Origin of the sequence: Pedobacter vanadiisoli, assembly GCF_042684385.1 — a bacterium.
GTDB classification, from domain to species: domain Bacteria; phylum Bacteroidota; class Bacteroidia; order Sphingobacteriales; family Sphingobacteriaceae; genus Pedobacter; species Pedobacter vanadiisoli.
The window spans coordinates 298,004-310,241 of the sequence record NZ_JBHULL010000007.1 but is presented as its reverse complement, the minus strand read 5'-3'; the positions used below and the strand labels follow the sequence as shown (position 1 = coordinate 310,241).

The window sequence follows — 12,238 nt, the reverse complement described above, 5'->3', positions numbered from 1 at the left end:
ATTAAGCCTTATTCAACAGCAAGGTGGATTTTTGTGAGTTCTCCAGCCACGGGTAATTCAGTATGCTTTCGTTGTTTGTATCGTCTAAATGCAGGTCCTGTTCCAGGTCCAAAGCTGCATCCGGATCAAGATAAGAAATGAGCAGATCAGCAGGTATTCGCTCATAGAGGTCTGGATAAATTTGCCTGAATAATCTGGTTCTGTTTTCTATATCCTGTAACCTGAATAAAATGTTCCTGTTGTTGACATCATTTATGGCGTTACTGAGAAAATAAACATCAAATAATGAATCAAGTTCAGGATACCATGCGCAGCCCTCCTCAAATTCGCATTTATCTATGATAAAAATGACAGAATTTTCTAACGCATTGATGTTAAAGCTGTAACCGGTATAGCTGTAATCATCGCAGATATAAGTGCTGCCCGATTTGCCCAGCCATATATCAGACGATTTTTGCCCTTCATTACTGATATATCCATTTACCAGCCCCTCAGCCACATATATTACTTGGCCATTTGCTGTTGGGCTATTGACCTCAAAAAGCGTTTCTCCTTCGCTAATGTTTCGAAATGTTGTATGCCGATATAAAAAACGGATGGCCGCCCTATTCTTCTTACTGTCTAATAATGAAAGAAATACCTTTAAAAAATACCTAGTGTAGCCAAGTTTCATGTTGTTTAATTTAGTTGAGTAAAATTTCGTTTGTTTTGATATTGAAAATACAGCATTCTTCCCGCTTGCATTTCAGTTTCAGTACCAGCGTTCACATTTATTTAACATAACGCTGCAAATGCATAAATTATTCATCCAATATTCGCTAAGTATTGGTTGTTGCTAAGTTGTGTAACTAATACCAATTTTCCTCTGACTATGGTCAATGCGTATCTTGATCTTTCTCATCTACCGCTCCGGTTTATGCCAATAGTTAATGTTGCTGTTCAAAATTGACGGTATTAAGCCTCGGTATATCAGTTTTTCATCATATCTAAAGATTTGGCATCAAGTACAATAATGTTGTTGCCTTCCTTTTCAATAAGTCCCTCTTTGGTAAAATCGCCTAATACGCGGCTCAGGGTTTCGGTTGCAATGCCAACGAGGCAGGCCAGATCGTGCCTTGGAAGTATAAACTGGCCATTTTCAGTGCCATGGGCAAGTTTGGTTAAGCCAATAATGGCTTTTGCGATTCTCTTTCGTACCGAGTAGTAAGCAATGTCGAGCAGCTTTTCATCACGTGTGCTTAAAGTCTGTGCTAAATCTTTGGCAAAAACACTGAATATTTCGGGGTAATCGGTTATTAAATGCTGCACTTCAGCAAATGGAATGGTCAGTATTTCAGAATTATCAATAGCTTCTGCAATTTCTTTGTTTTCGGTACCCAATAATGTGCTCTGTAATCCAAAATACTCATGAGGGCCGTAAATGCCCGTAATGAATACATTGCCTGCTGCATCAGTTACATAAGTTTTAATTTTTCCGGATAAAATATAATGAAGGCCAAGCGCGCGTCTTTCTCCCTTATAATAAAGCACCTGGTTTTTCTTAAAATTTCTTGGTAAACTTCCTTCAAACCTCGATCTCAGCCATGACATATCGTCTACACTGTTGTCTATATTTCTCAGTTGTAAATGTTTTTTTAAAAATAAATCGTGCTGCAATTTTTTTTTTCTAAGTTTTACTTCCACTTGGTTAAGCAGTTCGCCGTCATCAAAAGGAGTCATTAAGTGGCCATCTGCACCAAGTTCCATCACCCTGCGGGCAAGATCATAATCTTTATCGTTCAGTAGCATAATAAAACTGATGCCTGCAGTTTCAGTAAATTTATTAACCACAAGGAGTACCCCAAATCCGTCTATTTCTGATACGTTTATCCCCGAAATAATAACATCTACAGGATTTTTTCTAATGATGTCGATCGCATGTTTGCCATTATCTGTCGATTTTACATTGTATTTTCCAGCTGTAAGTATTTCGGTGATTTTTACTCTTAAATCAAAATCCTCTAGTATAACCAAGATTTTAGATCCCTCCATTTAAATTTTATGTTTGATCCTAAAGACAATAAGCTCTTTTTGGATAAGTAAAAAAGCATTTAACCTTATGGTGTTTGCATGATTAAAAGCATTCCTCAGATATTAAACATAGGCCGTTGAAAAAAGAAGATTGGCAATTGGCAGCGGTACAGATTACTTTGAAAATCGAATTTAATTTTTTTTGGTTTTTGCCCGCCCTTTGCCGGATAAACTCTGATAAAGCAGACGGGTATAGGTATATCGTTGATTAATAAGTTAAAAATCTTCATTTATGGTATGTTAATTAGAATATCTGTCAAAACCGAATTGTTTTGAAGAGTATCCACAGCGGGAAGTCCATTGACAGCAATGGGAATTACGTAAGACGACCTGTTAAAAAAACAGCACGGTTTTTTAACATGATTTTCTGCAAAAAGCATTTAGCAAATGTTTTTATAGGGATTAATAGACAAATATCCAATAAAAATGAGCATAAATATGCATAAATAGATTGATAATTGTCAAATTAATTGTTGATTTTGGTTAATAATGATAAATATGATGTGCGTTAATACCGTGAAGCCTGGCTGTTTAAATTGAAAAGGTTGGCTTAACGGCATTACAGCCGGTGTTTAATGCCTGATGTAACAAATAGGTAGTGATTAAATTAATCTATTGAGTTATGGCGATGATTGGGGTAGTTATTTAAAAGAATCCTTAATCTGCTTTGGGCAGGATAATGCTGCGGCGCTGTGTAGGAGAATAGTAAAGATTAAAGGAGGTGGTACTGCCAACAAAAACAACCGGACTGTTTACGGTAGCCGGATCTGGATTTTCGATAGTACCATCGTTTTTTGCGCTGTTTAAGCAATGTTGGATATCCATGTCGATCCGGTTAATTGATGTAAATGTGATTAAAAGGCAGCAGCTCGCAAATAAATGAAAAGAGAGGTAGTTAAACTGGAACATCCTGACCTGAAAGAGAATAATCCAAAGGCATAGCATAAGGGCAAGTGAAATGCTGATTAATAGGATAGACATTTTAATTTCCTGTAAGCTGATTACAGCAGGTAAAAATGCAAATGGCATTAGGCCTATTATAAAAGCAGCATTTCTGGTGCGTAGTATGGTAGAAGTATCGCAGATCCACGAATGTGCAATAAAAGCAACCGTAATAATTAAAGGTAAAAAAACTAAAAGGGCAGATTTTTCCAGGGAACTTAATCCCCTCTGCGATGAAGCCAGGTCGCTAAAATCATAAAGAGTCAGGATCTCGATATTAAAGCTCCCAAAAAAATAATCTTCTCCAAAGCCAATCAATAATAAAAGGAAAGTAGTTGTCAATATCAGGTAGGTGATAAACAAGGTAGAAATGTTGTTCTTTTTATCTGTCATATTATAATTAGGTCTGTGCAGGTTAAGGGTAAAACGGAACAGGCGATAGGGTATAAGTTTTATGTCCAAATTTGTAGAGCTGCCGCTACATATCCTTTGATAAGCATTAAGCCTGTTGATGATTGTAATCAAAATGAGGATTTCGGCCTGCCAGGATTTAGTAAAAAGTCTTTGAGACTTACCAATCCAGTTTTTTAAACATGATATCAGATTTAAGTTCTGTGTCTTTATTATTTTTAAGTGGTTATAAATCAGTTATTTACTAAATTTTGTTAAAAATATCTATCCTAATATTTGTATCGTACGAAAAACATCGTACCTTTAGGGTATGAAGAATGTGCAATCCGAAAATAATCTGCCCGAACCTACCAAAGCCGAACTGGAAATTCTCCAGGTATTATGGGAATTTGGACCGTCGACCGTTCGGTTTGTAAATGATAAGCTGAATGAACAAAGAGAGGTGAATTATACCTCCACTTTAAAGCAGATGCAGATCTTAACTGAAAAAGGAATTTTAAAGCGTGATGAGAGCCAAATGAAACACATTTATATTCCGGTAGAAGCAGAAGAAAAAACCAAAGTTCAATTGTTAGACCGTTTCGTAAACACGTTATACAAAGGTTCTGCATCGCAGTTGATGATGCAGCTTTTGGGGAACGAGAAAACATCAAAAAAGGAAATCGAAGAGATTAAGCGGCTATTGGATAGCATGGAATAATTAACAGTACTGATTCTAAAGAACCACGATAATGGAATTTAAATTAATTAACCTTTTGCCAGAAAACTGGCTTCATGCCTTGGGCGCTACCTTGTTCCATTCGTTGTGGCTTGGTGTAATTTTAGCATTGATGGCCGGTTTGGTTATGTTTACTACCCGTAGGGTGAGCGCAGCATGGCGTTACAACCTGCTTACGGTATGTTTAGGCCTGTTTGTTGTTGCAATAGGTTTTACCTTTTATCAGGAGCTACAACAACCGGTGTACGATGCACAGACAAGGGCCATTCATCAAACGGGGATTAACCTGCCCAAAGCAATTACAGATCAATATGCTGTTACAAGTGTACAGCAGGATATGTATTCGGGACTGAACAAAATCCTCTCATTGTGGAATACTTATGCCAGTCAGATTGTATTGGTGTGGTTCCTGATCATCTGCGGAAAAAGTATCCAATTAACGGTTGGTTTAAATGGCGTGTACCATTTGCGTAATAATAAAACCTATGCTGCAGGTAAAAAATGGGACGAAAAACTAAATGAACTCGCGCAGAAACTGGGTTTAACGCAAAAGGTGAAAGTAATGCAATCGGGTATTGTTCAGGTGCCTATGGTAGTGGGATATTTTAAGCCTTTAATCCTTATTCCTTTGGGGCTGCTTAATGGTTTATCAAATGCGGAAGTTGAAGCTATCCTCTCTCACGAACTGGCCCACATCAAACGGAAAGATTACCTGGTAAATTTATTTCAGAGTTTTATTGAAATCGTATTCTTCTTTAACCCCGCGGTACTTTGGGTATCGCAATTAATTAAAACAGAGCGCGAGCATTGTTGCGATGATTTGGCCATCGCCTGTGTAAACGATCGCAAAAACTACGTTCAGGCCCTTATTGTGTGCCAGGAATTTAAGCAGCGTGCACCTGCTTATGCCATGGCCATTACCGGCAAGAAAGGTAGCCTGCTGCACAGAGCCAGCAGGATGTTATTTAATACCAATTCAACTTTAAACAAAATGGAAAAAACAATATTAACCATCGCCCTGGTATCTGCTGTGGTTTGTACTGCTGCTTTTAAAAGCGTGGGCAATACAAAAGCAGTTTCTAAAAAAGAAATAAGCACTTTAAATGTAGTGTTGCAGGATACGACCAAGAAAAAAGCCAGACCTTCAACAGGTAAATCTGCAGATCAGATGGAAAGAGAGATCAATGAAAAAATGGACAGCCAGCTGAAAAAACTGAATGAAAAGCAACAGTGGCAGGAAACGAAAGAAGATAAAAAGGCCAGACAAGCAGATGAAAAAGCACGGCGCTACGATGAAATGAGGGCTCAGAAAGATGCCAAGCAGGCTGCTATTGATGCTAAGCAAGCAGAGTTAGACCATAAACAGGCAGTTGCTGATGCTAAAATGGCCGAAAATGATTCGAAAAGAGCTATTGCTGATGCTAAGCAAGCTGCTGACGATGCAAGAGAATACCGGAAATGGGCAAAAGAGTATAAATCGCAAGGTTATGATGTACAACCGAGGGCGCCTCGTCCGCCAAAAGCACCGAAAGCTGTTGCCGCGGCACCTGCCATACCCGCCATACCTGCTATGCCGGCAGCTCCTGCAGCTCAGCCAGGCTTGGGTTATGCTACTCCTCCTACACCACCAACGCCACCTGTTCATGGCGAAAGCAGCAGTATCAGAACCGGATCGCAGCGTACAATTACCTCAAAAACCGTAACCAATGGTGATGGACACGATTATACGAATGCTATTAACCAAGAATTGATTAAAGATGGCATTATCAGCAGCACCAATAAGCTATCATATAAACTCAATAAAGACGAGCTGATTGTAAATGGTGTGAAACAAAGTACCGAGACTCAGCAAAAGTACAAAAGAAGGTTTTTGAAAAACGATAACCACTCGCTGATGTATAATTTCCTGATTGAAAACAACAAAAATTAATCTTCTAGGCGCTAATCCAACCTTACCATCATGAAATTTACACTCCTGGCTTTTTTAGCCCTTTGGATGAATATTGCCCTTACTTTTGCTCAGGATCAACCATCTTCACCCAAAATTTATGGCCGGGTATTGGATGCTGAAGGAAAAAACATCGAATTTGCTACGGTAGCACTGCTTAAAGATTCTGTACTTTTAAAAACCACCTTTACAGAAAAAGATGGACTGTTCAGTTTTGATAAGCTTACTTATGGTAAATACCTGCTTAAAATATCGGTTGTGGGGGCGCCCATTTACCAATCAGATTTAATAGTATTAGATGTTGCGCATTCCAATATTGCTTTAGCCGATATTAAAATGGCTACCGGAGCCAATAACCTGAAAGAGGTAACGGTTGCCGGGCAAAAGGCTTTTGTTGAACGGAAAATAGACCGGACAGTGGTGAATGTTGATGCACTGATTTCTAATGCAGGAACAACGGCCCTGGATGTGCTGAGTAAATCGCCTGGCGTTAATGTCGATCAGAACGGTGCAATTTCGCTGAAGGGCAAAAACGGGGTGGCCATTTTTATTGATGATAAGCCGACTTACCTGTCGGGGGCCGAGCTGGAGAATTACCTGCGTTCGTTGCCTTCTTCATCTCTTGATCAGATCGAATTGATGACCAATCCGCCTGCCAAATACGATGCGGCAGGAAATGGCGGGGTCATCAATATCAAAACCAAGAAAACAAAAATTGCCGGGTTTAACGGAGGCATTAACCTGAGTTTAAATCAAGGTCAACTGAGTAGATCTAACAACAGTTTAAATTTTAATTACCGCAAGGATAAGATCAACGTTTTCGGAAATTTGAGTTATAACCTCAACAACAGTTTTACCGATCTGGACCTTAACCGGAAATATAAAAATGATGATGGCAGCGCAAAATCATACTTTAATCAGAACTCTTATTTTCGTAGGCATGGCAATACGTTCAACCTGAAAACAGGGCTCGATTATTATGCTTCGGATAATACTACCTGGGGCATGGTGCTAACAGGCATGAACCGGATTTCTAAACAGGTAAACAACAATACCAGTAACTTATCGAATGCATCAATGCAGCTCGATTCGGTCATCAGGGCCGAAAACATCGACCAGATTAAATACCAGAATGCTGGGGTAAACCTAAATTACAGGCACAAATTTAAACAGGCGGGCAGGGAACTTACTTTTGATGCAGATTACCTGCTTTATCATAATCAAACCGATCAGACCTATTATAATTTCAGTTACCTACCGGGTGGAACATTAAAATACCAGGATATATTAACCGGTAACCTGCCTTCTGATATCGATATTTACACGGCAAAAATGGATTATTCGCACCCATTGGCAAATGAATGGAAACTGGCCGCAGGTGTTAAAACGGCTTATACCAAAACCGATAATATTGCCGATTACTTTAATACCGCAAATGGAAAAACAAGTGTAGATTATGAGAAAAGCAATCATTTCTTGTACAAAGAAAATATTAATGCAGCTTACCTGAACATGAGCAGGGAGGGAAAAAGGTTTTCGTTACAAGTTGGATTGAGGTATGAAAATACGGTGTCAAACGGGCACCAGTTGGGTAATTTGATTAAACCTGACTCGAGTTTCAAAAGAACTTACAACAGCTTGTTTCCAACGGTTTATTTTTCTTATAAACTGGATACTGCCGGCAATAATCAGTTAGGCTTAAATTATGGTCGAAGGATCGACCGTCCGTATTATCAGGATCTGAACCCATTTTTCTCGCCATTGGATAAGTTTACCTATTACGTCGGAAATCCATTCTTAAAGCCGTCATTTACACACAGTTTAGAGCTGTCGCACACCTATAAAAATAAAATTACCACCACTTTAGGTTATGGCTGGGTGAGAGACGAAGTGAACGAAACCATAGAGATTGTAGATGGCACCTATTACAGCAGGCCCGCGAATGTGGGCAAAACAACCGTGGCCAATATTTCGGTAAATGCAGAAATTGACCTAACCAAATGGGTTAAACTGAATGCTTATGTGGAGTATGCAAACATAATTTCAAAAACAGATTTTTATACAGGTTTTCTGGTTACCCATGGAAGTTATTTAAGGGCAAACCCGAATTTGCAGTTCAAAATCAGCCCGACATGGAATGCCGAAGTAAACATGCGTTACCAGAGTAAACTATCTAATGTACAGTTTTTATTGGGTGAAGTACATGAGTTTGGTGCAGCGGTGCAGAAAAAACTTTCAACTAAAAGTACCTTGAAATTAACCGCAAATGATATTTTTAGAACCAGGGTTTTTAATGGGGTAATCAATAACCTCGCAAATACAGAGGCAAACTGGGTAAACCGCCAGGATTCGAGATCGGTTGTGGTGAGTTACAGCTACCGTTTTGGTAAGGCTTTTTCTACACCAGCAAAACACGAATCATCCGGTGCTGATGCAGAAAAGAACAGGGTGAAGAATTAATGATTACCTATCGAATGTGGTTCAGGGACATCCATGAAAATTAATGGATCTCTCTAATGTGTTGTGCTCCAGTACACAATGATAAAATTCAAAATCGGACGTCATTTCGACTGAAGCGAAGCGAAACGGAGAAATCTATTTCTATCTATGCAGATTTCTCGACTGCGTTGCACTCCGCTCGAAATGACGGTCCCTTTTAAAGCTGATGCTGTCATTCCAACTCCTGTTGTTTTGTTAAAAAAACTGAGCTCTCTAAACGAAGATCAGCTCAAACAACCTGGTTCAACAGCAGCACACCAACCAAACCTAAAACAGAAACCAAACTTTCCATCATGGTCCAGGTGCTAAAAGTTTCTTTCAGGCTGAGGTTAAAATATTCTTTAAACATCCAAAACCCGGTATCATTTACGTGCGAAAACATTAAACTTCCTGCACCTACCGATAAAACCATTAACTCTGGCGGAGCACCCGAACTGATCAGTGGCAATACCATCCCGGATGCGGTTAGGGCAGCTACCGTTGCCGAACCAAGGGTTACCCGGAGCGATGCAGTAATTAACCAGGCCAGTAGCAGTGGCGATAAATTTAAACTTCCGGTAAGCTGTTTTACGGTTTCGCCCATACCGCTATCAATCAAAATCTGTTTAAATGCACCACCGGCTGCAATAATTAAAATAATCATAGCGATGCTTTTTACCCCTTCAGCACATGATTCCATCGCTTTTGAAATGCCCGTTTTTTGAATAACCAAAGCAATAATAACCGAAATTAATAGGGCTACCGTAGGGTCAGCTAAAAATATAAACAGCGGTTTGCCTACATAATCTGTTTTGAAACTGCTTCCTATGGTTCCGGCGATGATTAAGAATACTGGTAACAATGCGGTAATAAAGCTTCTCGGGGCAGAAGGGAGGTTTTCTTCTTCGCTGATATGGAAGTCTTGAACAGTTGCCGATTGATCCCGTTTGAGAATAAAACGCGGAAAATAAATTCCGGCAATAACCGCAATGGGTATACTTAAAGTTAAGCCGTAAATGAGTGTTTTGCCAATATCAGCATGGAAAATTCCGGCTAAAGCAACAGGTCCGGGGTGAGGGGGTAAAAAACCATGTGTTACCGAAAGGGCTGTAGCCATTGGGATGCCAATGTATAATTTCGATAGCCCTGTGGCAGCAGAAATGGCAAAAACCAAAGGGATTAGTACCACGAAACCAGCATTGTAAAATAAAGGAATCCCTACCGATAAACCGGTTAACAGCACGGCCCATTGAATATTCTTTTTGCCAAAGGCCCTGATTAAAATAAAAACAATCTTTTTAGCCGAGCCGCTATCTTCAATCATTTTACCCATCATTGCACCAAGGGCCAAAACCATCACCATACTACCCAGGGTACTGCCAATTCCATTACTGATGGAGGCCATTACCTTTGTTACCGGCATGCCCAATAAAAGACCTGTAATAATCGCTACAGCAATTAAAGCGATCATTGGGTTGATCTTTTTCAAGATCAGCACAAAAAGCAAAAGAATACCGAAAAGGAGGATAAGTAATGACATTTGGCCAGGGTTAGGATGGTAAGATAAGTTTATAACGTTTTACTTTTTAACCGTGATGGTTCTTCCGGTAACAAGGTTAAATTCATAGGTCCGGTATAGCCCATCATCGCTGATCTCTATATTTTCTACCAGACCCGTTTTGCTGAAGGTATCGGTTACCATATCGCCAATTTTTATATCCTGAAGAACCTCGGTTGGTGTATCGTTGTTTATTCTGATCATAATGTAAAAGTATCAAAAATCCGGGTTATTCTGCGTACTCCCTTTTTAGCCATGGGTGTACAGTATACACGGAAGTTTTACTTTACTTTGTGTTCTTTTGCGCCTTTAGTAGTGAAAAATATAAACAAGATCAACGTAAATCTTCAAGCGTAGCCAAAAAAGCAATAATCTGTTTAATCTCTGTTTTACTTAAATTCAGTTTATCGGCAGATAAAGTTTGGTTATCAACTTTTATACCCATGCCTGCACCTCCGCCCCGGTTGTAGAAATCCATCACTTGCTCGAGGGTTTTGTATACACCGTTGTGCATATATGGTGCTGTTTTGGTAATGTTTCTTAAGGTTGAAGTTTTAAAGGCATGCTTGTACTGTGGGTAATTGTAAAGTGCGTAACGTCCCAAATCGTTGTCTAATTGCGGTTTAATGGTATCAGCAGTTGCAGGTACACCCAAAACTTCCGCCTCGCTTTTATTGAATAGGGGAGCCGGGGTGCCGTTAAAAAGCGGTGCAAAATGGCAGCTTCCGCATTTAGCTTTACCCATAAATAAGTTGAAGCCCTTTTTTTCATCAGCACTTAGCTGTTTATGGTCTCCCTGCATGTAGCGGTCAAACCTTGAGCTAAAAGGCGATAACGATCGTATATAGGAAGCCAGTGCATGCTGTATTTTCCAAGGGTTGGCTTTACCGGCTTTATCCGGATAGGCTTTTTGAAATAAGGTTTGGTAACCTTTAGCCGTGTTAATACGTTCAGCCGCTTGGGTAAGCGATCCGTTCATTTCCTGTTTGTGGTGTACCACATCGAGGGCCTGGTCTTCTAATGTGCCGGCCTTTAAGTCGTAAAAGAATCCGCGTTGTAAGCCTGCATAACTTAGTGTGGGGGTGTTTCTTAGTAAAGCTTCCCCTGTTTTAATTCCGGTGGCTTTTACTAAACCATCGGTAAAGGCCTTCGACTGGTGATGACAACTGGCGCAGCTGCGGTTACCGCTGTTAGAAAGTACAGGATCGTTAAATAAAGCTTTGCCTAAGGCAATTTTAGCGTCGCTAATAAACAAGGTGCTGTTACCAACAAATTTATTTACATTAAAAGCATTTGGCTGAAACATGCTTACCGCCTCATCGTGCAATGCGGATCCACTTGCTGCAGTTGCGATCTTTTTTTTCAACCGGAGTGCGTTGATTTTTTTACTGATGGGGTCGAGGTATAGGGTGATAAAAGTCAGGCGGTCAAAAGTGTTAAAATCATGGTTTTTATCCAAATAGGCAATGGCCAATGAAATTGTTTGATTTGCTGATGTTTCATCATACTTCTCCAGTACATGCTCAATTCCTCTTAAAGCCGCCGCCGTTTCAGGGATCGATTGTAAAGCGTTGGGGGTGTCGAAACCTGTTATCCCTAAACTTGTAATCCTGAAAATTTCTAAACGGATGGCATCAAATAGCTGTGCATCAGTAAGCTGGTATTGAGCATTAAAACGACTAACCCGCTGCAAATTGAGCTGCATTTTCTTTACCTCGTTCAGTAATTCCAGACGATTTTCTTTTGTTGGGCTTTCGTAAATTATTTCTTCCATTACCTGAAAACCCGTTGGGTTCTCGATCAGGTTTTCGCCCAATTCAATTTCATCAATGGGCGCCCCATTAAGCATTATTGCGGTAGACGGGAAAAAATATTCGATATAATATTCGAGTTGCTTGTATTTTGTCCTTGCCAGTAAGAAGGCTTGCTTAATTGCTTTTTCATCCCGGTTCTGAGCGGCGTGAGATAATTTTTGATCAACCAGGCTTTGAAATTCAGTGAGCTGCTGGTCGAAATCTGCTCTAACCCGTTCTGCCGTTGTTTTCTTTTCCATTTTGCAGAAAATGGAAAGAAGAGTAGTAAGGGTAATTAAGGATGCGAAAAAGACAATTTT

At 39.8% G+C, this 12,238-nt stretch carries 9 protein-coding genes; 3 read left to right on the top strand and 6 right to left on the bottom strand.

Annotation, left to right across the window (positions count from 1 at the left end; genetic code table 11):
- Position 1: 1 nt before the first annotated feature.
- From ACFSR6_RS07365 to ACFSR6_RS07355, 3 genes are all read right to left on the bottom strand, one after another.
- Positions 2-673: a cyclic nucleotide-binding domain-containing protein gene (locus ACFSR6_RS07365; RefSeq protein ID WP_379076995.1), complete on the bottom strand. Its 672-nt coding sequence runs from the start codon at positions 671-673 to the stop codon at positions 2-4.
- A 296-nt stretch (positions 674-969) separates the two neighbouring features.
- The gene (locus ACFSR6_RS07360; protein ID WP_379076992.1) at positions 970-2,031 is read right to left on the bottom strand and encodes a response regulator; all 1,062 of its coding nucleotides are present in this window, start codon (positions 2,029-2,031) and stop codon (positions 970-972) included.
- 696 nt (positions 2,032-2,727) lie between these two features.
- Complete coding sequence (locus tag ACFSR6_RS07355) at positions 2,728-3,405, bottom strand: hypothetical protein (RefSeq protein ID WP_379076989.1); 678 nt, start codon at positions 3,403-3,405, stop codon at positions 2,728-2,730.
- Positions 3,406-3,733: 328 nt separating this feature from the next.
- On the opposite strand from ACFSR6_RS07355, the gene ACFSR6_RS07350 reads away from it, so the two are divergent.
- Genes ACFSR6_RS07350 through ACFSR6_RS07340 form a run of 3 tightly spaced genes read left to right on the top strand, consistent with a single transcriptional unit; the run spans position 3,734 to position 8,549 of the window.
- Positions 3,734-4,123, top strand: a complete 390-nt coding sequence (locus ACFSR6_RS07350) for a BlaI/MecI/CopY family transcriptional regulator (protein WP_379076986.1) — start codon at positions 3,734-3,736, stop codon at positions 4,121-4,123.
- Between the two features lie 31 nt (positions 4,124-4,154).
- Entirely contained in the window at positions 4,155-6,071 is a 1,917-nt protein-coding gene (locus tag ACFSR6_RS07345; protein WP_379076983.1) for a M56 family metallopeptidase, read from the top strand.
- A 30-nt stretch (positions 6,072-6,101) separates the two neighbouring features.
- Positions 6,102-8,549, top strand: a complete 2,448-nt coding sequence (locus tag ACFSR6_RS07340) for an outer membrane beta-barrel protein (protein ID WP_379076980.1) — start codon at positions 6,102-6,104, stop codon at positions 8,547-8,549.
- 268 nt (positions 8,550-8,817) lie between these two features.
- Here the strand turns inward: ACFSR6_RS07340 and ACFSR6_RS07335 are convergent, their stop codons facing one another.
- From ACFSR6_RS07335 to ACFSR6_RS07325, 3 genes are all read right to left on the bottom strand, one after another.
- Positions 8,818-10,107 carry a gluconate:H+ symporter gene (locus ACFSR6_RS07335; RefSeq protein WP_379076977.1) on the bottom strand — a complete coding sequence of 430 codons (1,290 nt, stop codon included), beginning with the start codon at positions 10,105-10,107 and terminating at the stop codon, positions 8,818-8,820.
- 39 nt (positions 10,108-10,146) lie between these two features.
- Positions 10,147-10,329, bottom strand: a complete 183-nt coding sequence (locus ACFSR6_RS07330) for a hypothetical protein (protein ID WP_379076973.1) — start codon at positions 10,327-10,329, stop codon at positions 10,147-10,149.
- Positions 10,330-10,459: 130 nt separating this feature from the next.
- Positions 10,460-12,178, bottom strand: a complete 1,719-nt coding sequence (locus tag ACFSR6_RS07325) for a cytochrome-c peroxidase (RefSeq protein ID WP_379076971.1) — start codon at positions 12,176-12,178, stop codon at positions 10,460-10,462.
- Between the last annotated feature and the right edge of the window lie 60 nt (positions 12,179-12,238).